This window comes from Rhizobium aethiopicum (assembly GCF_014197535.1).
Classification (GTDB): Bacteria; Pseudomonadota; Alphaproteobacteria; order Rhizobiales; family Rhizobiaceae; genus Rhizobium; species Rhizobium aethiopicum_A.
Window position 1 is genome coordinate 18,221 of the sequence record NZ_JACIFV010000009.1, and the last position, 24,115, is coordinate 42,335.

Consider the following 24,115-nt stretch of genomic DNA (forward strand, 5'->3'; position numbering starts at 1 on the left):
TTTACACCAGCGTAACAATACCAGACCACCACAAGAGGAGACGATAATGAGCGAGAGAAGACCGATCTATCTGCACGATTGGAGCGAAAGCGGCGAAGCTGGAATGCTGTCCGACTTTCAGGCTTCGCCGGATGTGCTGTCTGGCGCGACAGTCATCGTCGCCAGCTACACCTATGAGAACTACAGCGGCGATGCATACGTGCTGTTTGAGCGTGACGGCAAGCTGTTTGAAGTCCATGGCGGGCACTGCTCGTGCTACGGACTTGAAGGCCAATGGGAGCCAGAGGAAGCCGACCGCGACGCCATCATCCATCGCATTACCAAAGGCACATGGCATGCTGACGCGGTAGCCGTAAAGGGCGCCGTTCTTGCCGCGTTGCAGGCCGCAGCATGACCAAAAACGACAACACCAGATTCCTCGCCGGAGACGTCGCCAATCTCGAGGCCGAGATCGACGCGCTGCTCGCAGCGTTCCCCGATCTCCAGGAAGACGAAACACTCCGCGCCGACATGCTGGAAGGCGAGACTAACCTCGGCGCCGTGCTCGCCCGCCTGCTCGGTCACGAGCGCGAAGCGGCCAGCATGGTCAATGCCATCAAGAAGCGCGCCGACGAACTCGACGCCCGCAAGAGGCGTCAGGAGCGCCGGCAGGCCGCGATGCGTGCGCTCATGCTGCGCCTGATGAAGGCGGCTGGTCTTCCGAAGGCGCCACTTACCGAGGCAACGATCTCGGTGACGAAGGGCCGCGACAGCGTCGAAATCGTGGATGAGACGGCCGTGCCCGCGCGGTTCCTCAAGGTCGTGAAGTCGCCGGACAAGACCGCGATTAAGGCGGCGCTGGACGCTGGCAAGAAGGTCAAGGGCGCGGCGATCAAAACCGGCGATGATGTGCTCACCGTCCGCGCCGCATGACCGCCATCTACGACAAGACCGGCCGCGCAATCGCGGTCGGAGACGTGCTCAAGGTCTATCACTTCACGGCGGCTTTGAGGCGCAAAAAGCACTTTATGTACAAGCAGGTCGCAATTGCCGACAGGTTTCGCGATGGAACGCCGATCCTTCGTGTTGTCCACCTTGATCTGACCGACGATTTTTACACGTTGATCTGCGATGGCCGCCATCTGCCCGACTACGAGATTGTCCAGAGCGTCAAGTGCGACCACCACGACCGGCCACGCCACCGCCACACTGCCGCGCCCTAGCGCGCAGTCGGCGTTCAATTATTTGCGCATAAAGCGGCATAACGTACAGCCAAACATACAACACCCCGCTCGCCACCAACGCGCGGGACTGCACCACAGAGGAGAGAATAATGGCAATGGTTGCCGGAGTTGGCATGCACAGTCATGCCGACAGACAACACGACTTCTACGCAACGCCACCAGAAGCCACGCGTGCTCTGCTCGCCATCGAAGACAAGTGGCTGCCTGCCGGTACGATCTGGGAGCCCGCGTGTGGCGACGGCGCTATCGCCCAGGTGCTGACAAGCGCTGGCCGCGCCGTTATCTGCACTGACATCGTCGACAGAGGCTTCCCAGGAACCAAGGTCATGAGCATCTTTGATGCGGACTGGCGTTATCGGTTCCCGGCAATCATCACCAACCCGCCGTTCAAGCTCGCTCGCGAGTTCGTCGACAAGGCGCTGGAGCGCGCGCCCTACGTCGCCATGTTGCTGCGCCTAGCCTTCCTCGAGGGCGGGGCGCGTAAGCCGTGGTTCGCCAGCGTGCCGTTGGCTCGCGTCCATGTGGCTTCCCGCCGCCTACCAATGATGCACCGTGACGGATGGACCGGGCCGAAGGCTGGATCCGCCGTATGTCATGCGTGGTTCGTCTTCGACAAGCGGCATGAGGGTAGGCCGCAGGTTCAGTGGTTTGACTGGAAAGACTACGCGCCCATGGCGGTGGCGAACGATAACTCACCGGTCGGTGACATGGCGAGGGCCGCTTAATGGCCAAACTCACCAAAGCCCAGGCCAAGGCGCACGCGCAGGCCTGCGATCTGCTCACGAAAGACGCCCTGACCGAAGACGACAAGGACTTCGTTCTGAAGAACTGGAACGAGAGCGCCAACCACGTCAATGGCGCGGCTGGTGCGTTCTTCACGCCATACGACATGGCTTTCGACTTCACGATCGACGCAATCGGACAGGGCGGCTATGGCGGTCGCATCATCGATCTCTGCGCCGGCATCGGCATGCTTTCCTATGCCTGCTGGCACCGCAGCGGCCGCAGGGCGAAAATCACCTGCGTTGAACGCAATCCTGACTATCTAGCCGTTGGACAGAAGATCCTGCCGGAGGCGGAGTGGATTCTTGCCGATGTGCTGGATGTGCTCGACATGGGGCTGGGCCGGTTTGATGTCGCCATCAGCAACCCTCCGTTCGGCGCGATCAAGCGCGACCGCAACAGCCCGCGCTATACCGGCAAGGATTTCGAATTCCATGTCATCGACATCGCTGCGCATCTAGCGAACAGCGGCGCGTTCATCGTGCCGCAGATGTCAGCTGGCTTCAACTACAGTGGCAAGCCTTGCTACGAGCGCCAGAAAGACGGCAAGGCGGTCAAGTTCCAGGAGTTGACCGGGCTGCACTTCGAGGCTGGCTGCGGCATCGACACGAACTTCTACATCAACGATTGGAAAGGCGTCTCGCCGATGTGTGAGATCGTCTGCGTCGAATTCGCGAAGGCCGTCGCACCGGCGCCCGAAGTTATTGCGCCAGCAATAACCGCTGTGCCGGCAAACGATAACAAGCCTTTCCAGACAGACCTTTTCGGAGAAGCAGCATGACCTTCACGCCAACCGCAACAGCGGACGGCCAGCCGACGACGTGCCGCTGCTGCGGGCGGCACGCGACCGGCATTGGCATCAGCCGCATGAACAAGCCGACGGACGATCCTGGCTATCTCTGCGGCGAGTGCAACCTGCGGATCGAAGAGATCAAGCGCGTGCGCCGCATGGATCCTTACGAGCTGGCAGCCAGGCAAGGCGGCATGGACGCAGCCGGCCCGCTGGTCGAGGAGTTCGGCAGCGACCTGGCGGAGTGGAGCGAAGAGCAGGTGCTCATCTTCTGCGGCACGATTTGGCAGGGCTGCGCAGATCGGCTGCGGGAGTTGATCCGGAAGGGGGATATACCGTTTTGAAGCACGCAAACGATAACACGCCTGTTGCTGGCGCAACCGGCATCCGCTTCCTCAGTGTTTGTTCGGGAATAGAAGCAGCCAGCGCCGCCTGGCGCTCACTCAACTGGCAGGCTGTGGCCTTCTCGGAAATCGAGAAGTTCCCATCGGCCGTGCTCAAGCACCACTATCCAGACGTGCCGAACCTCGGCGACTTCACCAAGATCGATCCGCGCCGCCTTGGGCGCGTGGATATCCTCTGCGGCGGTACGCCCTGCCAGGCATTCAGCGTGGCCGGCCTTCGCCAATCACTCGCCGACGCGCGCGGCAATCTTTCACTCGAATTCGTGAGGCTGGCCCATGAGCTTGCAGATGGCAATAGACTTCGGAACGTCGTCTGGGAAAACGTCGTCGGCGTCCTCAGCACAAAAGACAACGCCTTCGGCTGCTTCCTCGCTGGACTTGTGGGCGCAGATGCCGCCATCGAGCCGCCGGCAAGAGGAAAGTGGCCCGGTGCTGGTATGGTCTCTGGACCAAAAGGACGTGCCGCGTGGCGTGTCCTCGACGCTCAATACTTCGGAGTGGCCCAACGACGCCGTCGTGTCATCGTTGTCGCAGATTTTGCAAACGGGGCAGATCCCGCCGCGGTTCTTTTTGAGCAAGACGGCTTGCGCCGGCATTCTCCGCCGAGCCGAGAAGCGGGGAAAGACGTTGCCCCCACAATTAGCGCACGCACTAAGGGCGGTGGCGGACTCGGAACCGACTTCGATCTAGATGGCGGCCTCGTCGAGGCCGCGATTGATGGTCCGGTTGCCTCCGTAGGCAACCGGACATCTGGGCCTTTGGACGTCTCAACCGCTGTTAATGCCCATGGTGGACCGCACGGCAGGCTTGACTTTGAAAGCGAGACTTTTGTCCATCATGTAGCGTCCACCATCGATGCGTCGTTCGGCCGTCTGTATGGTGCTTCCGGCCAGGATGCAAACCACGGTCACAGCCATCTGGTGGCAACTGGAACCGCATATTCCATCGCTCGTGATGCGCTGGACAGATCAGGAGAGGGCGCGAATGGGACGCCGGGTGAGCGATCTGGCCTTGGCATCCTGGAGGAAGTCACGCAGACAATAAAGGCAAAAGGTCCTAATGCCGTCTGCGTCACCGGTGAAGTCTCGCACGCTCTCACAGCCGAAGGCCATGATGCCAGTGAGGAGGGATCGGGGCGCGGTGCCCCGATTATCGCCTTCGATACCACGCAGATCACGATTCCGCTCAATAGGAGCGTGCCGAAGGCAGGTGATCCTTGCCATCCGCTTTCGGCGGGCGCGCATCCTCCGGCTATAACTGTCGCAATCCGTGGCCGCGAAGGCGGTGCAACTGCTGAGTTGGGCGGCGATGTCGCCACCGCACTTAGAGCCAGCCAGGGCGGCGGTGACAAGAAGCCCCACGTTCTCACATCCGCAGTCCGCCGCCTGACGCCACGCGAATGCGAGCGCCTGCAGGGCTTTCCAGACGACTACACGCTGATTCCGTGGCGCGGCAAACCTGCCGATCAGTGCCCAGACGGCCCACGCTACAAGGCGCTCGGCAACAGCTGGGCCGTTCCGAAATTCGCATGGCTTGGTGAGCGCATCCAACGGCTTATGCCAGCAAACGACAACAACCAGGAGGCCAGCATTGCAGCCGCCTAAAGAGCCGATACTAACAGTGCACATCGTAAGCGCAGATCTCGTTAACGATAACGGTGAGAGCAATTTGATTCTGGTCGCAGATGACGCGGGTCAGATCCTGCGCATGCAGATCACAGTAGAAAGCGCCAATATGGACACCCAAGAGCGAGGTCAAAGCGCGCTATGGTATCTGCTGGGCGAGCTTGGCATTCATGATCCACCTGACGCTGATGCGATTGTATCTAAGCGCCTGCCGCGCTGGGCATGGGATAAGGTCGCCTCAATAGCATCACCTAAACAGCTGGCAGCACCACCAAAACCTCATGTGTCTCCACGCGGTGACAAGATTGAATTCGGCCGCTTTGTCTACGTCATATCCGCACAAGACACCAATCCACCACTCTGCAAGATCGGGATCGCCAACTCTCCAGAAAAGCGATTGGCGCAACTATCCACCGGCAGCCCACACGCACTGCGGCTGGAATTGACGCGCTTCGCCAACAATGCGCGCGCCGTCGAGCGATCTGCGCATTCATATTTCTCCGGCGCTAGGCAAAACGGTGAGTGGTTCGCAATCAGCGCCGATAAGGCAATCACATACATCATCGAGGCGACGAGGAGCGCAGCGTAATGGCAAAACTCAATCTAAAACACCCGTTGCCATCAACGGAAACAAGGCCAGTCGACATAGCCCGCTCATACATTGACGCGGGCATTGCTGTTTTTCCGTGCCGAGAGCAGGCGAGCGAAGAGTTCGATCCGTCAACCGGTGAGGTTATGGACCGCGCTGAGAAGGCGCCATACACGACCAACGGGCTGAAGGGTGCCACGACGTCGAGGCGCATCATTGACATCTGGTTCGGCGAGCGTCATCCGAATGCAGTTATCGGCATTCCAACTGGTGAAAAACTTGGCGGGTGGGTTCTCGACCTAGATCGGCATGGCGACCGCGACGGGCACACATGGCTTGCCGAGATGGAGGAGAAGCACGGCTCGCTTCCAGACACGGCCAGAGCCACGACGGCCAATGGCGGAACGCACATATTTTTCAAGCATATTCCTGGAGTGCGCAACAGGGCAGCCATAGCCGACGGCGTTGACACTAGAGGAGACGGCGGATACATCGTCGGTCCAGGCAGCGTCATGGCTGATGGCAGGCGCTATCAGTGGATCGACTGGGACGGCGATGGAATTCCGGAATTCGCTGATGCTCCTGCATGGCTCATTGACCTTGTCATCACCAAGACGCCGGCGCCGATCGAGACGAAGCCGCGCGAATATGTCTATCATCCAGAGAACAACGACGGCAAGGAGCGGTATGCTGCCAAAGCATTCACCATGGAGCTCGAGCAGCTTTCGTCACTCCCAAAGGGGCAGCGCGGACAGCAGCTCTTCGCCAGCGCATGCCGTGTCGGTGAGTTGGTAGCCGGTGGATGGATATCCCGTGGTGAGGCCGAGGCCGGATTGCTGGATGCGGCTATTTCAAACGGCTTGGCGGCGACTGACGGAGAGCGGTCGTGCCGCGACAAAATTAAGCGCGGCCTAGACAAGACAGCCAACTCGCCGCGGCAGATCCCGGATAGAGATTACGACAACGACAATACCGTCGTGAACCGTGAGGCAATTAAGCGGATGACGCAAAACGGCCTCAACAAGAGCGCGGCGGCCACTGTCAATGGCGATGTTGTGGGGGAAGACGCGCCAAAAGACACAGTGCCGGACGAGCAAGCGGCCGCATCGCCACCAAAGAAGCGCGAGCGGTTTGACCTTACATGGTTCGACGAGATCGAGGAGGGCAAGCCGAAGGAGACGATCCTTAAGGGATGGCTCGGCGTCGGTGAGTTCACCACGATTTCCGGCCTTCCAGGGACCGGCAAGAGCGTCGTCACGACCGACTTGGCCTGCCACATAGCAGCCGGTATGGAGTGGCATGGCCAGAAGGTGAGGCAAGGCCTTGTCATCTATGTCGCTGCGGAGCGAAAGAAGCTCACGGAGCGGCGCATGATGGCCTTCCGCAAGCACCACAATGTCAAGGATGTGCCGTTGCTCGTGGTTGGTGGCATGCTTGATTTTACCCGAGATACCAAGGACGCCGACGACATCATCGCGGTCATTCGCGAGGCAGAGACGATAACCGGCCACAAGTGCGTATGGGTCATCGTTGACACCCTGACTCGCGTCTTTGGCGCTGGCGACCAGAATGCGTCGAAGGACATGGTGAAGTTTGTTCGATCGTGCGACCACATCCTTACCGAGACAGGGGCGCACGTCACGGCGATCCACCATAGCGCATGGAGCGGCGAGCGCGGCAAAGGTGCGATCGATTTGGATGGCGCCGTCGACGCTTCCTTCATGGTCAAGAAGGATGGCAACAAGCATCGATTGGTCTGCGATGGCACGAACGATGGCGAGGAGGGCGATGTGCTCTGCTTCACCATGCAATCCGTGCAGATTGGTGCCGACGACGAAGGCAATCCAACGACTGCGCCTGTTGTGGTGCCAGCTGATGGGGCGAGCCCTGGCGAAAGGATGATTGCCGGCTTAGCCAAGAAAGACGGCGAAGCGCTGGACATCCTGAAGTCTCTGATAGCCGATTCCGGACAAGAGAGCCCAGGTGGTCAACACTATCCGGAAGACATCCTTGTGGTGAAGGAGGATGATTGGCGTCAGGCCGTGTACGCGGCAGCGAAGCCGGATACGCCGCAAGGCACGAAGCAGAAGAACTTCACCAGAGCAAAAGCAAGCCTGATAAAGCAGGGTGTAGTGGGTGAAAGTTACAACTGGGTTTGGATAAATTAGCCCGGACATCCCGGACAGACACCGGACAATCCAGACATTTAATCGAGCATCCAAACCGGACAGACACGGACACACCCTTTAGGGTGTCCGGATGTCCGGGTGCTTGGGGGAGAAATTGAAAATGAAGAAAACCACCCAGACAACCCGCATGAACGGCCAGCGCGTTCGCATCGTGACCACCACCGGTCCGGCAGGCACCCGCGTACAAGTCACCGAGGCCGAGCCGAAGGAGTGGGAACTGCAGGCGGCCCAGGTGCGCGCCCTGCGCGCCATGCCGGAGTACGGCAAGCGGTTCCTGTTGGCTGGCGATCAGAATTCAGCGAAGCGCGGCCCGCGTGCCCAGATGGAGGCGATTGCCGCAGGCATGACACCCGGCGAGGCCGATATGCGGATCTACATCGCCGGCGGTCAACTGCGCATGATCGAGAACAAGGTCGGCCGCGGGCGCTTGTCACCGGCCCAGGTCGATCGCCACGCTGCATTGGCTCGCCTCGGGTTCACTGTCGAGGTGCTGCGCTCCGTTACCACGGAAGACGCAGCGCGCCAGGCCGTGGCTCTTGTGCGCGGATGGCTGGCCGGGAATGATAATCAATCCGGCCAAGGCCAATCGCGATGCTCCAGCACAGCCTCCGCGTGATCGATCGAGTGATCTGGTATCAGGCCGCTTAAGGCGCCCTTGATCTGGATCTCGGATGTTTTGTCCACTCGGGCGAGATTATAAAACCGCTCGACAGCATCCGGGAAGTCTTCAGCCCAAACCGTCCATGGGTTTCCCCATCGGCCGTCATGCGATTTGAAGCGGATCAAGAACAGACGCAGAGGATCATCGCTCTTTGTGCGGTCCTTGATGCGAATAACGTAGGCCGCATAGTTGGCGGCCGCCTCATGAACGGGACGAACTGGGTTCTTGCCGGCCTCGATATCCTGATAACTCCGCAGCGGCATGCCCATGGCCTGGGCCATCTCCTGCTGGGTCAGATTGAGGCCGATGCGGTGGGCCTTTAGATCAAGCATTGAAAGTTTTCCGCCTTTTCGCTATATCTTGGGAACCGGAGAGGTTGCGGCCCCTCCGGCCCCCAGTTACCGGCTAATGGAGATTGTCAGCCTCCACTTGCCGAACCGGACTTGGATGCTGAGCTTGATGCTCATGGGTGCCTCCTAGTCCCCGAAGCGGAATTGCTTCGGTAAGATTGTTATCGCATAACCACGTATTACGTGCAAATGTTATTTGTCACGTAATACGTATTTTTTTGTCGATATGGCGCTTGACAAATTTGTAGAATGCTGTAAAACCAATATTACCGAAACGCACCACACACCGCCGAGGAGGCCGCCATGAACAACCAGACCATCATCAACACCATCACCATCGACGGCTTCAACATTCCGGTCGTGAAGGTTCAGTCTTCTGCTGACGTTCGCTTCCTTTCCCAGAAACAGCTCTTTGCTCTTGCCACGCCGGCAGCGCGCGCCGAGCTGGCTGCTCGTGCCGCTATCATCCGCTCTCGCAGGGCTGCGTAATGCAGCCTGCAAGGTGGGTCGTGATGTCGATGGGCCTCCACAGAAGACCGGACGACAAGACAACGTTTTCATCTGAGGAAGAAGCAAGAAGATGGCTGCGGCACGAATACCTCGAGAGACTTGGATTTAAGCCGGGCCAAATAGACTTCACCAAATTCATCATTAAGCCGGCCGCATAGCGGCTCACCACGAAGAGGAGACTGCCATGAAACGCATCCTTATCGCCACAGCACTACTCGCAGCAGCATCAACCGCCAACGCCCAGGCCGTTGTTAGCAACGACTGCCGCCTGTCGCGCTTCATCGAAGCATACGCGTGGCAGGCCGTCGACGACGCCGAGCGCAACAACGTGTCGGCGCCGCTCAAGAACGGCCTGCGCGTTTACCTGCGCACCGTCCAGCAGCAGACGAAGAAGGTTTGCCGCTCCGCCGTGTAGCCGGCACGGCAGTTGCTTGACAAATTTGTCATTTGCATCTGAAAACCTTATATATCCTGCAATCACCATCAACCACCACGATTGCAGGAGACGGAAGTGGCATTTGTCTTTGACGATACAGGCGCAAAAGTTGAAATCCACCACAATACAAAGGGTGCGATCAATGAGCATGTCGCAACAGCTTGGCTGATGAAGCAGGGCTATGACGTGTTCCGCAACTCCTCTCCGCGAGGCAGGGCGGACTTGGTGGCGAACAATTGGGAAGGCTCTGGCTGGGTGCCGATTGACGTAAAGTCGGAGGGCTTCGACCTAGACGGATTTGCACCCATGAACGAAGGCCAGCGAGACCAAGCGAAGAGGTATGAGGGAGATGACCTGAAGTACCTAGTGGTGATGGACAACGGAAACTGCGTTTGGTGGAATGACATCGCAAAAGCGAACCGCCAAGAAGTTGTTGAGACGCATTGGTTCGACCCAACAACTGGGCAGCGCTTCCTTCACCCACGTAACGATATGTCTAGAAATGAGTGGTCGTTCTTCGGCCACTGGATGATCAAGCATCACAAGGACAAGCTGACTGCGTCGCAGATAGATTTTCTTTACGGCGTGGCCATAAAGCCGGTCAATAAGGGCGGCGCCCTACTGAAGAGAGAAAAGGAGATGCTGCGCAAGATCCACAGGTTCATCTATCGCAAGATAACAGGCATGGATCCAAACACTGGATTGGCTATTGCGGCGAACGATAATACTCCGAAGCAGGAGGCCGCGTGATGGCAAGGCACGCTTCACTTGCAGAGCAGCTTAGCGCTCTGCGCCAGTTCGTACAGCAACCAGAGACTGCCGAGCCTGTACAAACAAATTGGACGACGGTTGCCGCCAACGATAACAAGCCTCCAAAAGACGCGCACGGAGAGCGCCGTTGGCGAATTAAGCCGACGCTTGACGCCATGGAAGAGGAGATCGCAGGCGAAATCGTTCGCGGTCCAGATGTCTACAGTGAATTCTTTGGGCGAATGATTCCTGGGCCAATCATCCAGATCGGCAAACTTCGGTTCAGTGATGGCGCTCAGACTGAACGCTGCACCATGGCTGGTATAGACGGCAAGCCAGTCGCTGGCGACTATAGAATGCCGCGCGGCGCAATGCTAGGCACAACCGATGGACAAGAGGAGAACCTTGGCGGCGGATCTTCGGCCAAGGGCTTCAACAACGCAACCATGGCCGAGATATTCAAGGTCGACCACAGGTCGTTCGTACCTCGCGGCAAGCGAAAGAAGCCAGATGTTATCTTTGATGGTGATGCCTCCAAGGAGTTGGCTAAGGCGATTGCCAACACAGAGGTAATGCCGGATGTAAAAAAATGCCCAGACGGACTCTCGCTAGGTGCGTCAAGAATATCAGACAACTTTATCGGACTGAAGCGTATGCCCAGTGGAAAGGGAGGATCCGAGGCATGGCAGGATGTTTATGAGAAGATGGAAGAAAAGCAGGCATTCCTGGCGGCGGAGCGTGACTTGAGCGAGAAGGACAGGGCGGCAATCGCTTCGGTTAGGTCGGCAAAGACGCTGGAAGATATTGGCGTCGCGCTTGGTCAGTCAAGAAAGTACGCAAAATTCAGAGGCGGCGGCAAGAGGGCGCTTTTAGCGGCAAACGAAAATCTCCGCGCCGCAATAAATAAATATGTCAGCGGTGTTTAATAAACGGGGTCATACTCGGGAACGAGTGAAGGGATGCGATTGCATCCCACACTCTTCCGGCGATGTTCCGGACCCATCGCCATACTGCAGTTGGTTGCAGTCTCTGAGCTTTGGGTAACTCCAACGCGGCCTTATGGGCTGCAATTCAAGGGCCGCGCCAATGCGGCTTCTATGAGCATCCTAGTCCTCTGTGGTTGTCTTCGCACCGGGCATTGTACCGTGGCGCTGGTGGCTACATGCCTAACATCCTGAAGCAACAGGAGGGCGCTGCTGACGAGCAGTGGCTGGATGCACCTATTGCCCACTTACGGCACGATGCTTGTGGCTTGGACGCAGCATTCCGTTGGGCATTACCCATTACCATGCGCGCCTCCTCTCGCTGCGTGGTAATCCTGCGGCTGCTCCACTGCGATTGCGGTGTCGAGCGGCCGCTTTCGTTTCTGCGGGATAGAGCAGTCTGGTAGCTCGTCAGCCTCATAAGCTGAAGGTCTCTGGTTCAAATCCAGATCTCCGCAACCAATCACGGTGATTGCGTGGCAAACAACAGCGCATGGCATCACCTATACAAGACGGCAGCATGGCGTCGCCTGCGTGAGGCGCAGCTAAGCGCTGAGCCGCTATGCCGCTTCTGCCTTGAGGCTGAGGACGTAACGGCCGCAACCATATGCGACCACATCACCCCCCACAAAGGGAACGAGGAACTGTTTTGGTCTGGCCCATTCCAGTCTCTTTGCAAAGCGCATCACGATGGGGTGAAGCAGCGCATCGACAAAGGGCAGAACGTCATCCGATATGGTGCCGATGGGTGGCCGCTTTAGAAAATAGATGAAAATAGTTCGATAAATAGATGATTTTATTGTATTTAATGCTTGACGATCGCATCGAAGAATGATATGATGGAGGGTTGCCCTGGGGAGGGGTGGGTCAGATCTCTAGGGCCTGCCGCCCTGGGTACCGGCGCGGGTCATTCGTACACAACGCCACAATTCAAAAGTTGAGGGTGATGGGGAGCGCGGCGGAGCAATGGCTCGACGCCTTTTGATTTCTCCACGATAAAGTAATCAACAAATTTGTCAAGGATAAAGTTTCATGGCGAGGCCGCGAACGCCAAAGGCGAAGGCTACCGTCACTGGTGCTGACAAAAAGAATAAAGGCCGGTTCGAAGAGCGCGTCGAGCCGACCGTCAGCGATGATCTCGGCGAGCCACCGGCATGGATGCCGGAAGGCCAGCAGCTGGCGTGGCGCACCATCGCCAAAGAAATTCCATGGCTCAATGCATCGCATAGGGCGCTCGTTGAAATCGCAAGTTATGTGCGCGGAAGGCTTATGGCCAACGAGGACGTTGGCGTGCAGGCGCTCAACCTGCTGAGGCAGTGCCTCGGGCAGATGGGGGCGACACCCGCGGACGCATCGAAGGCGGGAGCTAAGCCAGGTGGCGAAGAAGAAGACCCCGCCGACAAGTATTTCTGACCCTACCACGGCATATGCGAAGGCGGTTGTCTCGGGCGAGATTGTTGCTGGCCCGCACGTGCGCAATGCCTGCCGCCGTCACCTCGACGATCTGCGCGACGGTAAGAAGCGCGGCCTGATATGGGATCCCGCCGGCGCGGCGCGTTTCATCGGCTACTGTCGCGACGTGCTCCGCCTCAATGGCGGCCAGTTCGAAGGCAAGCCATTCATCCTGCAGCCCAGCCAGGCGTTCATCGCCGGCTCACTGTTCGGATGGAAGCGCACCAACGAGAACGGCAAGGTGGTCCGGCGCTTCCGGCGCGCGTACATCGAGCAGGCAAAGGGGCAGGGCAAGTCGCCATTCGCTGGAGCTGTCGGCCTCTACTGCATGACCGCAGACGGCGAGGCCGCGGCGGAGATTTACGCGGCCGGCAAGGACAAGGCGCAGGCATTCGTTCTATTTCGCGACTCGGTCGCGATGTATGAGCAGTCGCCGAAGCTGAAGCGGGAATTGACGCCGTCGGGCGGCAACCCGGTCTGGAACCTAGCGCACATCAAGTCGCGATCGTTCTTTCGGCCTATCTCTCGCGAGCAGGCGCACAGCGGACCTCGTCCATATGTCGCACTCTGCGACGAGATCCACGAACACCCTAACGGCCATACGCTTGAAATGCTCGAGCGCGGCTTCAAGTTTCGCGACCAGCCGCTGCTGCTGATGATCACGAACTCCGGAAGCGACCGCAACAGCGTTTGCTGGGCGGAGCATCAGTGGGCCGTAAAGGTTGCGGCTGGCACCGAGACGCCGGACGACGACTTCCATTATGTGGGCGAGGTGTTTGGCACCAGCGACGAGTGCTTTTCATACGTCTGTGCCCTAGACAAAGACGATGATCCGTTCACGGACCCGTCGTGCTGGGTGAAGGCCAATCCGCTCCTCGGCGTCACGCTGAAATACGAATACATCGAGGGCGTCGTGGCTCAGGCCCGCGACATCCCGTCGAAGCGCAACAACATTTTGCGCCTGCACTTCTGCGTCTGGACAGAATCCGACACTGCCTGGATCCCTCGGCCGATACTCGAAAGGGTCATGGTCGACTTCGACCCATACGAGGAACACGCCGGCAAGCCGATTGCGGCGGCAGGCCTGGACTTGTCCGGCGCCAAGGATCTGACCGCGGCGGCATTCGTCGTCGAGACCGGCACGAAGCGCATCACTCGGGCAGACGGCACTGAGGCGGACCTTCCGACATTCGACTTGTGGATCGAGGCGTTCACGCCGCGCGACACAATGGATGAGCGGTCGAAGGTCGATCACGTCCCTTACCGGCTCTGGCTCGATCAGGGCTACATCAATGCGCCGGAGGGCTCACGTGTACGATATGATCATGTTGCTGCTCTATTCGCTCGCCTCAACACCGAGCATGGCATTGGTGTCCTGGCGTACGACAATTACGCATTTGACAAGTTCGCTGAAGAACTTGACGCGTACGGCGCCGGAATCCAGACGGTAAATCACCCGCAGGGCGGCAAGAAACGCGCCGCTCCATCTCCGGAGAAGGTAGCGGCGGCTGAGGCGGCCGGTCTGCCGAAGCCTCTTGGCCTCTGGATGCCGGGCAGCGTTGCGGCGCTCGAGGAGCTCATCCTTGAGGAGCGCATCAGGCTACGGCGTTCGCCGGTGCTTTTGGGCGCCCTGATGGGTGTGGCGATCGAAACTGACCCGCTCATGGGCAATCAGTGGTTCTCAAAGAAGAAATCCACGGTTCGCATCGACCCTGCCGTTGCTGCGGCGATGGCTGTTGGCGCTGCGGTGGATGGCGTTGTCGAGCTCAAGCCGGCGATATCACCTTGGGAAAATCCAGACTTCAAGATTGCCGTCGTGTGACGGCGGCAAGGAATATGAATGTGGCCTTTTAAGGATAGGGTGGCGGCGGAGACGCGCGCCACCATTGAAAGCCCTAGCGTTTCGCTTTCAGACCCAAACGCATGGCGCACATTGTTCAATGAATGGCATAGCGTCGCAGGCGTTGTCGTCAACTATGAGACAGCGCTTGAGGTACCAGCCGTCTGGTGCGCCATCAATTTTATCGCAGGCACGATCGCCAGTCTGCCGCTCCAGGTCTTTCGCAAAGGCGAAAAAGGCCGCGAGACGGTCGAAAACGATCCGCTTTATGGCATCCTTCATGACGCTCCAAACGACGAACTGACGTCGTTCATGTGGCGCAAGGCCATGATGGTGAGCGTTCTTCTGCGCGGCCGCGGCGTCTCGTTTATTGAGCGCAATAAGGCCGGCAGGGTCATGAACATCTGGCCGCTTGACGTCGACAAACTGACCATAGAGCGAAATAACGGCCGCAAGTCGTACCGCTATAGGGACGGTGAACGCACCGTCGTCTACGCGGCCAGCGAAGTCATCGATCTTACATTCATGCTGAAGCCTGACGGCATCACGCATATCGACCCGGTGAGCAAGCTCAAGGGCGCGGTCGGCTTGGCGCTGGCCCTTGACGAATACGCCCGCAAGTTCTTCGCCAATGGCGGAGTGCCTCCGCTTGCGCTTTATGGGCCAATGCCGTCGCCGGCAGCTGCAACGAGGGCCGCCCAAGACGTCGAGAAGGCGGTTAAAGACGCCAACGCCGAGCGTCGAAACGTCATGATCATGCCTGCAGGGCATGAATTGAAGCCGGTAGGCGTTGATCCGCAGAAATCCCAGATGGAAGAGGCTCGCCGCTTCCAGATTGAGGAAATCGCGAGGATTTTCGATATCCCGCCTGTCTTTTTGCAGGATCTGACGCACGGCACGTTTTCGAACACCGAGCAACAGGATCTGCACTTCGTCAAGCACACGCTGACGCAGTGGATCAAGGCGTGGGAGCAGGAGCTAAACCTCAAGCTGTTCACAGCGCGCAACAAGTCGAAGTTCGTAGAGTTCAATGTCGACGGTCTCCTTCGCGGCGATTTCAAGACCCGCATGGACGGCTACGCGACTGCGATCCAGAACGCCATCAACACGCCCGACGAAGTGCGCGGCATGGAGAATTGGCCAGCACAGGGCGGCGAGGCGGCAAAGCTGCATATCCAGGGTGCGACTGTCCCCTTGGGAATGCAGAGCACCGTCAATGCGCCTAAGCCAGCCAACGACAACAATCAGAACGACGGGGCGCAGGCCGCATGACCACAAACATTGAGAAGCGCGCGGCCGGCCTCGGGGTTGAGACGCGAGCCGAAGACGACAAGCGGACGCTGGTAGGTTACGCGGCTGTCTTTGAGCGGCTCGCCATGATTGGCGGGTACTTCCAGGAGAAGATCGCTCCTGGTGCGTTTGCGACAGCCATTAAAGGCGACATCCGAGCGCTCGTCGACCACGACCCGGGCAGGGTCATCGGACGAACGAAGAGCGGCACGCTGCGGCTGGCCGAGGATGGCACCGGACTCAAGGTCGAGATCGATGTGCCGAACACCACGGACGGCAACGATATATGGGAGCTCGTAGAGCGCGGCGATATCAGCGGCATGAGCTTCGGCTTCCGCGTCACCAAGGAAACTTGGGACGAGACCGGCGAGGTGCCGGTGCGCACCATCCAAGCTTTGGAGCTTATGGAGGTGTCGGCAGTTGCCTTCCCGGCCTACGAAGACACCACGATTGGTGTTCGATCGCTCGAGGAATGGCGATCGGCGAATCCGTCAGAAATCACGCCCGTAGAGGGCGAAGAAGATCCGGCGGCAGCGCCGGTAAGCAAGGCCGCTCACCGCGCGCGCCTGAAGATGGACCTGGAACTCAAGGTCCGCAGCATGCGCTGACCAAAGCGCTGTCACCGCCAAGCACCACCACAACGGGCCCGCTCCCATGCGGGCTTTTCTATGGGAAAAGCACATGAAAATCTCTGAAATGCGCGAGAAGCAGCAGCGTCTCGTCGCCGAAGCCCGCTCGCTCCGTGACGAAATCAAGGACGACACTGCCGAAGCTCGCGTTGCCGAAATCGACGCTGCGCACGACAAGGCAATGGCCGAGTACGACAAGCTCGAAGAGCGCATCAAGCGCGAAGAGGCTCTTGAAGCCCGCGAGCGCGACCTCAATGCTGCTGACGAGCGCCGCCCGAATGGCGAATCCCGCACCGTCAAGCCGGGTCAGGTCGAAAAGACCGCCGACGAACTCTATGCAGAAGCTTTCCGCGGATTCCTTCGCGGCGGCCGTGCCAGCCTTTCGCCTGAGCAGCGCAGCATCCTGAAGGCAGTCGAAGAGCGCGGGCAGTCCGTCGGCACCCAGACCCAGGGCGGCTATCTCGTCCCCGGCCAGTTCCTGGCGGAGCTCATCAAGTCGCTGAAGGCTTGGGGTCCGATGATGGATCCTGGCGTGACCCGCATGCTGAATACCGCTACCGGCGCCACGATCACGATGCCGTCGATGAACGACACCGGCAACGAAGGCGCGCTTATCGGTGAAAACCAGCAGGTTTCCGTTTCGGAAATCGCCTTCGGCACCAAGTCGCTCGACGCCTACAAATACACCTCCGGCGTCGTTCTCATCTCCGATGAGCTTCTGCAGGACGCTGTCATGGACGTCGAGGGCATCGTTCGCGATGCAATGTCTGAGCGTATCGGCCGCATTGCCAACCGGCACCTGACGACCGGCGACGGCGCCTCCAAGCCGAACGGTATCGTTTCCGCTGCCGGCACCACAGCTGCGGCTGGCGCATCTGCCATCACCTTCGACGACCTGTTCAACCTCGAGCACTCGGTCGATCCGGCCTACCGCTCTGACCCGTCGGTTGGTTGGCAGTTCAACGACAGCACGCTGAAGGCGCTGCGCAAGCTCAAGGATCTGAACGGCAACTACATCTGGCAGCCGGCAGACGTCAAGGGTGGCGCACCTGCGAGCATCAGCGACTATCGCTACTCGATCAACCAGGCGATCGCCGACATCGGCACCGGCAACAAGTCCGTGCTGTTCGGCGCGATGAACAAGTATGCCGTCCGCGTTGTCAGCGAGTTCGCAATGAAGCGTCTAGTTGAGCGCTATGCCGACTTTGGTCAGGTTGGTCTGATCGGCTTCATGCGCCTCGATGGTGAGCTGCTCGATAGCGCGGCTGTCAAGACCCTGCTGCATCCGTAATCAAAGCGGCGCCGTCAGAAAATGGCGGCGCCCACCACATGGAGGGCGGCATGCTCGTCAAGGTAAATACAAGTTTGGTCGGCGCCGACTTTTCGTACAATTTCGGCGATGAAGTGGATTCTGAGGAGTTCGCCGCGCGCGTCGGCAACGGCTGGGAAAATCTTTGCGACGCGATCGCTGAAAAGGCAGTCGCCGCGGCTCCAGCCGAAGTGGCTGTTGCGGCCACCGAGATCGAGACTGCCGTTGTCGCGCCCACCCAGGAACGCCGAGGCCGCCGCAAATGAACGAATGGACGCGACTGGTCAGGACGGTAGCGCCAGCCTCTCCGGTTGTGTCCGTCGACGAGGCCAAACGTCATCTGCGTGTTTTCCACGATGACGATAACGCCGATATCACGGCAATGGTGGCTGCTGCGACGGCCGCCATTGAAGGGCCTAACGGCATAGGCATAGCGCTTTCTCCGCAGACGTGGCGCATGTCTCTTGACCACTTTCCGTGCGAGATAGTTGTGCCGCTTGGCCCGGTCACATCGGTCACATCGGTGGCCTACACGGATGCCAGCGGATCGCCAGCGACTGTCTCTGGCTTGAGATTTGATCTCGACACAAGCCCATTGCGTATTTGGCCAGCACGAGACACGGCATGGCCGGAAATCTACTGCGAGCCTGGCGCCGTCAAGGTCACTTTCGCTTGCGGATATGCGACGTTGCCGCCCGATCTTCGCGCTGCGATCCTTCTCCTTGTCGGTCACTTCTACGAACACCGCGAGGCCGTCACCACAGACCTAAAGGCAGTCGATCTGCCGATGGGCGTATCATCAATTCTTGAAAGATATCGGGTCGGCCGCTTCGCCTGACCGAAAGGAACCACCATGCCAAATCGTGAAATTCACAACACCCTGCACGTCGTGCCGCTGATCGTTCCGATTGCCGCACGCACCGACAACACTGCCATCGTTTCCGCCATCATCGACACGGCCGGCTACAATGCCGCCGAGTTCGTTATCGTGACCGGCACCAACACCGACACGAACGCCACGTTCGCAGTCACGGTCGACGCCGGCGATGTCGCCAACCTGTCCGATGCTGCGGCGGTTCCCGCAAGCCAGCTCGTCGGCACGCTGACGCAGGCTTCGTTCGACTTCGGTGATGACAACGAGTGCCGCAAGATCGGCTATATCGGCACCAAGCGCTATGTGCGCGTGACCGTTACGCCGTCCGGCAATGACTCCGGCAACATCTTCATCTCTGGCGTTGCTGTTCTTGGCTACCCGGCCACCGGCCCGACTGCCAACCCGCCGCAATAACGGCTGGATAATATAGGCGCAAAACCCTATATTGTGTTGTTCGGCTAGGGTAGCTCCCGAAAAGCGTCTGTCCAGGCGCCTGCCGAATACAACAACTGGACGCAGGATTGGACACCTTGCATGGAAATTTACGACAGGCGCAATGCGCCTCGGCGCGCCGATACATGGTTTGTTTATGGCCTAGTCGATAGCCGCGCACTAGAAGAAATTCGCTACATTGGCATCACCAATAATCCATATTCAAGGCTTTCCCTCCATCTGAGCCAGGCTCCAAAGGAGGGGTGGAAGAAGTCGCGCTGGATTGGATCTGTCGTCGACGCAGGCGCGGAAGTGATGATGTGTGTTTTGGCATCAGGGATGACGCAGGAAGATTCCATGATGATGGAAGTCGCGCTCATCGCTGAATATCGCGCTAAAGGTGCACCATTGATGAACCTCACTGATGGCGGCGAGGGTGTCAAGGGGCAAGTTCAGAGCGCCGAGACGCGGGCCAAGAGAAGTGCCGCACTTAAGGGGAAGTCTAAATCACCTGAGGCCGTGTCCCGCCAAGCAGAGGCGGTGCGAGGTCGCAAGGCGACTGATGAGCAACGAGCAAATCTGCGCAGAGCTCACCTAAAAAGATATGCGGAGAATCCGGGAATTCGAGATCGCATCAGTATCTCACTGAAAAGCAGGTACGAGGATTCGTCGGAGCGCGCAAAAATATCAGACGCAAACATACGGCGCTACTCTGATCCCGATGAGCGAAAAAGGACCGGTGAAATAACGGCAAAGATTAAGATAGCCGGCCCACCGCCAAAAAACAACTCATCAGGATTCAAGGGCGTTTCGTTAAACAAAACAAATGGAAAGTGGATGTCTTACATCAATGTAAATGGTGTTCGTCTTCATCTCGGACATCACCAAACTGCACTTCAGGCCGCCGAGGCTTACGACAAGGCAGCAATTGAGCATTATGGAGACGCCTGCTTCTTGAACCTTAAGCGCATGTGACGGAGACTTCTTATGGCAGACATCGTAATTACGGCATCGAGCGTCGTGGCGAGCGCAGGCGTGCCGACAAAGACCGGCATCGCTGGCGCTGCCATTGCGGCAGGCGACATTGTCTATCTCGATACGGCCACGACCGGCAAATGGCAACTGGCCGATAGCGATGCGGCAACCGCCGAAGCTCGCGGCCAGACCGGCAATATCGGCGTGGCGCTCAACAGCGCGGCCGCAAATCAGCCGATCGTTGTGCAGACAGAGGGTCCGGTGACGCTCGGCGCCGTTCTGACGGCTGGCGTTGCTTATTACCTCTCCGACACACCAGGCAAGCTTTGCCCGGTAGCAGACATCACGGGTGGCGACTATTACACGCTCGTCGGCCTCGCGGCATCGACGACCGTGCTCAATGTCGACTTCCAGTACAGCGGCGTTGCGAGCCCGTAATGACGGCAGGCGCGCTGAAAGAGCGCGTCTCCTTCGCTGTTCGCAATGAGCAAGATGACGGCTATGGCAACACCGTAGCCGGCTGGATCGAGCAGTTCCAAGATGCTGCCGAATTCATCCATATGCGTGGCGGCGAGGCGGTCATTTCCGCAAGGCTTGAGAACCGCCATCCGCAAGTCATCCGCGTAAGGGCGAGCGCTGCAACGAGGCGCGTGACGGCCGATTGGCGCATCACGGACACGCGAACAGGCACGGAATACGCGATCCGCGACGTGACGCGCTCCACCGAAAACAAATCGATCGACTTCCTCTGCGAGCGCGGCGTTGTCGCGTAGTAGAGGCCGGAGCAGCACATGGTGCAGGGAATAAGCGACCTGAATAAAAGGTTTGCCATGATCCCTAAGCGCATCGAGCTGGCCGCTCGTGGCGCAATGGAGCAAGGCGCCGATGAATTGGTCGCCATGATGAAGCGACTGGTCCCAAAGGACACCGGCGACCTGCGCGATAGCATCGGCTGGACCTGGGGCAATGCTCCGGCGGGATCAAAGGTCATCGCGCAGAGCGACCCTAACGAGCGCGGCCTGCGCATCACCGTCTACGCTGGGAGCGAGAAGGCTTTCTATGCTGCCTGGGTGGAGTTCGGTACGGCGCCGCACAACGTGGCGCAGGGCGGCGGAAACAAGAGTTTCAGCGGTGACGCAACCGGGCACCCTGGAGCGCATGCACAGCCATTCTTCTTTCCATCATACCGATCGCTGCGAAAGCGCATTCAGGGCCGCATCAAGCGCCAGACTCGAGCCGCGATGAGATTGCAAGGGCCGCCTATCGCGGCGGAGGCTGACTGATGGCTGAAGCGCCGCAGGCTGAACTGCAGAAGCTCGTCTATGACACGCTTCGACTGAATACCGACATCACGGCTCTGGCCGGTGGCGTTTATGACAAGGTGCCGGCCGATCCTTTCAAGACGAAGACGGCATACATCAGCTTCGGGCCTTCTGACACGGTCGAGGATGGCGCCGATTGCGTCACCAGCGGCGTGCACACATTCCAGATCGATATCTGGAGCAAGGCTGTCGGGCAGGTGGAGGCCAAGAGGCTTGTTCATCTCGTTACGAAGGCTCTGCATTTGCAGGAGCTAGACCTTACTGACAATGCACTGGCCGAGATCATGGTCGAATTCAGCCGGGTCTTCACCGATGCAGACGGCCTGACGACACACGGCATTGTCAGCGTCACGGCTAGCATCCAGGAGCCGGATTGATGGCCTGGGCCGTATTCCATGAAGAGGTTCACTGGAGCCGTCCTGGCAGCCGTTTAGGCTTCCACGCAAGGGCAAAGCCAGAACCTCAAAGCTTCCCGCATGATTTCGTCGACTACGCCGTTTCTATCGGACGAGCGACGAAGACAAAGCCGCCACGGCGGCAAATTCTTGACAAATTTGTTGAAAAATCCTAGATAGTCATTGGCTTTGGGGATTATCGCATGGATGAAGTCAAGAAGCGCGCTCCGATGAGCGTTCTCAGTATCAATTGCGCCGATTGTGATGCGGTGGTCGAGACGCGTAGTCGAAGGCGCCTATATTGCGATAGCTGCAAGAATGCACGCAAGATGGCCTCTGACGCAGCTTATCGTGCTGATAACAAGAGCCCACCTCGCCGGTATCTTTGTGAGCGATGCGGTGTTGAGGGCGAGTGCAATGGCAGAGCCACTCACAAATTTTGCGAAGAGTGCAAGGTAATCGTTCGCCGTGAGCGCGGTCGCCATCAGGACGCCACCCGTAGACCGCGCACGATCATTGGATTCATTGTATCCTGTGAAGGGTGCGGAGATGGTTTTGAGCGCAAGCACGCAAGCCAGGTGTTGTGCAAGCCCTGCGCCAAAAAGGCTGGAGCGGAGCGCTCAAAGACGTGGGTAGTCGATAACCGCGACAAAGTGCGAGCCTCCGCAAAACGATATAACGACGCCAAAAGGTCAACCCCAAAAGGACACCTTGAGTGGACTATGCGGGCAGCGGTTCGTCGGGCGATAGGCGGAAGCCTAAAGGCCGGAAAGAGGACTTTCGACATCCTTGGCTATACCGTCGATGAGCTCAAGGATCACCTTGAGCGGCAATTCACTGAAGGTATGTCTTGGGACAATTACGGTGATTGGCATATCGATCACATTCGTCCTCTGGCATCATTTGAGTACAGCACACCAGAGTGCCTCCAGTTTAAGATGGCGTGGTGCTTGAGCAACCTGCAGCCACTGTGGGGCTCTGAAAACATGAGCAAGGGCGCCAAATTCCAACTGGTGGCTTGATGCTCTCGATCCAAACAAACGCACTAGCGAACCGCCGCACCACCGGCGGTTTTTCTTTGCCATGAAAGGAAAACCAAATGGCGTATGCGACAACTGCTAACTTCCATCAGATGGTCCTCGAAGTGGAGACGACCAACGGCAGCGGCGTCTATTCGCGAATCTGCGGCCTCACTTCTAGAGGCATCAATCGCCAGCACAACATGGCGACTTCTGAAGTCCCATCGTGTGACGACGAGTCCTTGCCCGCCCAGGTAGGGCGCGCGGTTCAGTCGTCCGAAGCGACGATCTCCGCCTCCGGCGTTTGGGCTGCACAGAGCCACGAGATCCTGCTTGACTGGTGGGAGTCGGGCCAGACCAAGAGTATCCGCATCCATCATGTGAACGCTGCCGTTGGCGACACCGAATACGAGACCGGCAATGCCTATCTCGTCTCGATCAACAACCAGGCGGAGCGCGGCACGAAGGTTACGGCTGAACTGTCGATCGAATTTGACGGCATCCCCACACGGACGATGAAGCCCTAATGCGCGGAGCAGAACAGATCGTATGGCCGGGCGGAGAGCATTCTTTCCGCCTCGGCATCGGCGAGCTGCGCGCCATCGAGCAGCGCAGCGACGCAGGATGCGCCGTTGTGCTGATGCGGTTGCTGTCTTCGCAGTTCAAGATCGATGATGTTATCCAGCCGATCCGCCTTGGCCTTATCGGCGGCGGCATGCAGGAGCGTGACGCCCAGAAGGTTCTGGACTCGGCGCTCGATATTGCCAGCCCGTATGCGCTCGCTGTTCCGGCCGCAGACATCCTGCGCCGGTTCATCATGTGGGAAACTGACGACCAGCCAAGCGGTGAGCCGGGGGAGTAGGAAGCGGGGCAGGTGACGGCAAGACCGATCCTAACCCGCTGCCAAATGGCAAAACCAAGTGGTCGTCTTACTATGCCGCTGGCGCCGTAATCGGCTTCACGCCGCGCGATGTCGACGACTGCACGCTCTGGGAGTTCGCCGCCTGCACCGAAGGCTATCGCAAGGCGCACCAGACTGAAGAGGCGCTGCCGCCCGCGATGGGTGACGAGCAGTTGGCAAACCTTGGCATTGAAGGATTTTAGCGACCAAAGGCGTTGTCGAACCGCTGCCTTGTTTCTTGGTTCCGTTCGATGAGCGCCTTTGTTTGCGCGCCGCTGGAATATTTCGACCGGTATTCTCCGATCGCAAGATATCCAACGGCGGCCAACATCACCAAGCATGTAGCGATCACAAGTGATCTTGCTGCGGCATCCATATTTCCCC

General features: G+C 58.7%; 33 protein-coding genes and 1 tRNA gene. 32 read left to right on the forward strand and 2 right to left on the reverse strand.

Annotated features, from left to right (window positions below):
- Positions 1–46 precede the first annotated feature (46 nt).
- From GGD53_RS14360 to GGD53_RS14405, 10 genes are all read left to right on the forward strand, one after another.
- A complete protein-coding gene (locus GGD53_RS14360; protein ID WP_184457023.1) occupies positions 47–394 on the forward strand; it encodes a hypothetical protein in 348 nt (115 codons plus the stop codon).
- A complete protein-coding gene (locus GGD53_RS14365; protein WP_184457025.1) occupies positions 391–912 on the forward strand; it encodes a siphovirus Gp157 family protein in 522 nt (173 codons plus the stop codon). Before GGD53_RS14360 ends, GGD53_RS14365 begins: the two co-directional genes overlap by 4 nt.
- The gene (locus tag GGD53_RS14370) at positions 909–1,202 is read left to right on the forward strand and encodes a hypothetical protein (RefSeq protein WP_184457027.1); all 294 of its coding nucleotides are present in this window, start codon (positions 909–911) and stop codon (positions 1,200–1,202) included. The genes GGD53_RS14365 and GGD53_RS14370 overlap by 4 nt, the downstream gene beginning before the upstream one ends.
- 110 nt (positions 1,203–1,312) lie before the next feature.
- Positions 1,313–1,948 (forward strand): hypothetical protein, encoded by a 636-nt coding sequence (locus GGD53_RS14375; protein WP_184457029.1) that lies wholly within the window; start codon positions 1,313–1,315, stop codon positions 1,946–1,948.
- Positions 1,948–2,787 carry a methyltransferase gene (locus GGD53_RS14380; RefSeq protein WP_184457031.1) on the forward strand — a complete coding sequence of 280 codons (840 nt, stop codon included), beginning with the start codon at positions 1,948–1,950 and terminating at the stop codon, positions 2,785–2,787. The genes GGD53_RS14375 and GGD53_RS14380 overlap by 1 nt, the downstream gene beginning before the upstream one ends.
- Complete coding sequence (locus GGD53_RS14385) at positions 2,784–3,140, forward strand: DUF6511 domain-containing protein (RefSeq protein WP_184457033.1); 357 nt, start codon at positions 2,784–2,786, stop codon at positions 3,138–3,140. Before GGD53_RS14380 ends, GGD53_RS14385 begins: the two co-directional genes overlap by 4 nt.
- Positions 3,137–4,804, forward strand: a complete 1,668-nt coding sequence (locus tag GGD53_RS14390; protein WP_210303211.1) for a DNA cytosine methyltransferase — start codon at positions 3,137–3,139, stop codon at positions 4,802–4,804. Before GGD53_RS14385 ends, GGD53_RS14390 begins: the two co-directional genes overlap by 4 nt.
- Complete coding sequence (locus GGD53_RS14395; protein WP_184457035.1) at positions 4,791–5,414, forward strand: GIY-YIG nuclease family protein; 624 nt, start codon at positions 4,791–4,793, stop codon at positions 5,412–5,414. The genes GGD53_RS14390 and GGD53_RS14395 overlap by 14 nt, the downstream gene beginning before the upstream one ends.
- A complete protein-coding gene (locus GGD53_RS14400; RefSeq protein WP_184457037.1) occupies positions 5,414–7,582 on the forward strand; it encodes an AAA family ATPase in 2,169 nt (722 codons plus the stop codon). Before GGD53_RS14395 ends, GGD53_RS14400 begins: the two co-directional genes overlap by 1 nt.
- A gap of 121 nt (positions 7,583–7,703) precedes the next feature.
- Positions 7,704–8,219 carry a VRR-NUC domain-containing protein gene (locus GGD53_RS14405; protein ID WP_246717779.1) on the forward strand — a complete coding sequence of 172 codons (516 nt, stop codon included), beginning with the start codon at positions 7,704–7,706 and terminating at the stop codon, positions 8,217–8,219.
- Here GGD53_RS14405 and GGD53_RS14410 read toward each other — a convergent pair.
- Positions 8,171–8,596 carry a helix-turn-helix domain-containing protein gene (locus GGD53_RS14410; protein ID WP_184457041.1) on the reverse strand — a complete coding sequence of 142 codons (426 nt, stop codon included), beginning with the start codon at positions 8,594–8,596 and terminating at the stop codon, positions 8,171–8,173. The genes GGD53_RS14405 and GGD53_RS14410 overlap by 49 nt on opposite strands.
- Positions 8,597–8,917: 321 nt before the next feature.
- On the opposite strand from GGD53_RS14410, the gene GGD53_RS14415 reads away from it, so the two are divergent.
- From GGD53_RS14415 to GGD53_RS14520, 22 genes are all read left to right on the forward strand, one after another.
- On the forward strand, positions 8,918–9,103 hold the full coding sequence (locus GGD53_RS14415; protein WP_184457043.1) for a hypothetical protein: 186 nt from the start codon (positions 8,918–8,920) through the stop codon (positions 9,101–9,103).
- A 205-nt stretch (positions 9,104–9,308) separates the two neighbouring features.
- A complete protein-coding gene (locus GGD53_RS14420) occupies positions 9,309–9,539 on the forward strand; it encodes a hypothetical protein (RefSeq protein ID WP_184457045.1) in 231 nt (76 codons plus the stop codon).
- Between the two features lie 96 nt (positions 9,540–9,635).
- On the forward strand, positions 9,636–10,310 hold the full coding sequence (locus GGD53_RS14425) for a hypothetical protein (RefSeq protein ID WP_184457047.1): 675 nt from the start codon (positions 9,636–9,638) through the stop codon (positions 10,308–10,310).
- Positions 10,310–11,236 (forward strand): hypothetical protein, encoded by a 927-nt coding sequence (locus GGD53_RS14430; RefSeq protein ID WP_184457049.1) that lies wholly within the window; start codon positions 10,310–10,312, stop codon positions 11,234–11,236. The genes GGD53_RS14425 and GGD53_RS14430 overlap by 1 nt, the downstream gene beginning before the upstream one ends.
- A 441-nt stretch (positions 11,237–11,677) precedes the next feature.
- Positions 11,678–11,755, forward strand: a tRNA-Met gene (locus GGD53_RS14435).
- A gap of 570 nt (positions 11,756–12,325) precedes the next feature.
- Positions 12,326–12,706 (forward strand): hypothetical protein, encoded by a 381-nt coding sequence (locus GGD53_RS14440; protein ID WP_184457051.1) that lies wholly within the window; start codon positions 12,326–12,328, stop codon positions 12,704–12,706.
- Positions 12,669–14,567 carry a terminase large subunit gene (locus tag GGD53_RS14445; RefSeq protein ID WP_348647421.1) on the forward strand — a complete coding sequence of 633 codons (1,899 nt, stop codon included), beginning with the start codon at positions 12,669–12,671 and terminating at the stop codon, positions 14,565–14,567. The genes GGD53_RS14440 and GGD53_RS14445 overlap by 38 nt, the downstream gene beginning before the upstream one ends.
- Positions 14,568–14,585: 18 nt before the next feature.
- Positions 14,586–15,857 carry a phage portal protein gene (locus tag GGD53_RS14450; RefSeq protein WP_184457052.1) on the forward strand — a complete coding sequence of 424 codons (1,272 nt, stop codon included), beginning with the start codon at positions 14,586–14,588 and terminating at the stop codon, positions 15,855–15,857.
- On the forward strand, positions 15,854–16,483 hold the full coding sequence (locus tag GGD53_RS14455) for an HK97 family phage prohead protease (RefSeq protein WP_184457054.1): 630 nt from the start codon (positions 15,854–15,856) through the stop codon (positions 16,481–16,483). The genes GGD53_RS14450 and GGD53_RS14455 overlap by 4 nt, the downstream gene beginning before the upstream one ends.
- Before the next feature lie 73 nt (positions 16,484–16,556).
- A complete protein-coding gene (locus GGD53_RS14460; protein WP_184457056.1) occupies positions 16,557–17,795 on the forward strand; it encodes a phage major capsid protein in 1,239 nt (412 codons plus the stop codon).
- Between the two features lie 50 nt (positions 17,796–17,845).
- Positions 17,846–18,079 (forward strand): hypothetical protein, encoded by a 234-nt coding sequence (locus GGD53_RS14465; RefSeq protein ID WP_184457058.1) that lies wholly within the window; start codon positions 17,846–17,848, stop codon positions 18,077–18,079.
- Positions 18,076–18,651 (forward strand): head-tail connector protein, encoded by a 576-nt coding sequence (locus GGD53_RS14470; protein WP_184457060.1) that lies wholly within the window; start codon positions 18,076–18,078, stop codon positions 18,649–18,651. Before GGD53_RS14465 ends, GGD53_RS14470 begins: the two co-directional genes overlap by 4 nt.
- A gap of 15 nt (positions 18,652–18,666) precedes the next feature.
- Positions 18,667–19,101 (forward strand): hypothetical protein, encoded by a 435-nt coding sequence (locus GGD53_RS14475; protein WP_184457062.1) that lies wholly within the window; start codon positions 18,667–18,669, stop codon positions 19,099–19,101.
- Positions 19,102–19,221: 120 nt separating this feature from the next.
- Positions 19,222–20,094, forward strand: coding sequence for an AP2 domain-containing protein (locus GGD53_RS14480; protein ID WP_184457064.1), 873 nt, complete (start codon positions 19,222–19,224; stop codon positions 20,092–20,094).
- A 12-nt stretch (positions 20,095–20,106) separates the two neighbouring features.
- Entirely contained in the window at positions 20,107–20,532 is a 426-nt protein-coding gene (locus GGD53_RS14485; RefSeq protein ID WP_184457067.1) for a hypothetical protein, read from the forward strand.
- Positions 20,532–20,867, forward strand: a complete 336-nt coding sequence (locus GGD53_RS14490) for a phage head closure protein (RefSeq protein ID WP_184457069.1) — start codon at positions 20,532–20,534, stop codon at positions 20,865–20,867. Before GGD53_RS14485 ends, GGD53_RS14490 begins: the two co-directional genes overlap by 1 nt.
- Positions 20,868–20,885: 18 nt before the next feature.
- The gene (locus GGD53_RS14495; protein ID WP_184457071.1) at positions 20,886–21,377 is read left to right on the forward strand and encodes an HK97-gp10 family putative phage morphogenesis protein; all 492 of its coding nucleotides are present in this window, start codon (positions 20,886–20,888) and stop codon (positions 21,375–21,377) included.
- Positions 21,377–21,793: a DUF3168 domain-containing protein gene (locus GGD53_RS14500; RefSeq protein WP_184457073.1), complete on the forward strand. Its 417-nt coding sequence runs from the start codon at positions 21,377–21,379 to the stop codon at positions 21,791–21,793. The genes GGD53_RS14495 and GGD53_RS14500 overlap by 1 nt, the downstream gene beginning before the upstream one ends.
- A complete protein-coding gene (locus GGD53_RS14505; protein ID WP_184457075.1) occupies positions 21,793–21,987 on the forward strand; it encodes a hypothetical protein in 195 nt (64 codons plus the stop codon). The genes GGD53_RS14500 and GGD53_RS14505 overlap by 1 nt, the downstream gene beginning before the upstream one ends.
- Positions 21,988–22,014: 27 nt before the next feature.
- A complete protein-coding gene (locus GGD53_RS14510) occupies positions 22,015–22,833 on the forward strand; it encodes a hypothetical protein (protein ID WP_184457077.1) in 819 nt (272 codons plus the stop codon).
- 77 nt (positions 22,834–22,910) lie between these two features.
- On the forward strand, positions 22,911–23,357 hold the full coding sequence (locus tag GGD53_RS14515; protein WP_184457078.1) for a phage tail tube protein: 447 nt from the start codon (positions 22,911–22,913) through the stop codon (positions 23,355–23,357).
- A complete protein-coding gene (locus tag GGD53_RS14520) occupies positions 23,357–23,692 on the forward strand; it encodes a gene transfer agent family protein (protein WP_184457080.1) in 336 nt (111 codons plus the stop codon). The genes GGD53_RS14515 and GGD53_RS14520 overlap by 1 nt, the downstream gene beginning before the upstream one ends.
- A 238-nt stretch (positions 23,693–23,930) precedes the next feature.
- On the opposite strand, the gene GGD53_RS14525 is transcribed toward GGD53_RS14520, so the two are convergent.
- A complete protein-coding gene (locus GGD53_RS14525) occupies positions 23,931–24,107 on the reverse strand; it encodes a hypothetical protein (RefSeq protein WP_184457082.1) in 177 nt (58 codons plus the stop codon).
- Positions 24,108–24,115: the final 8 nt, after the last annotated feature.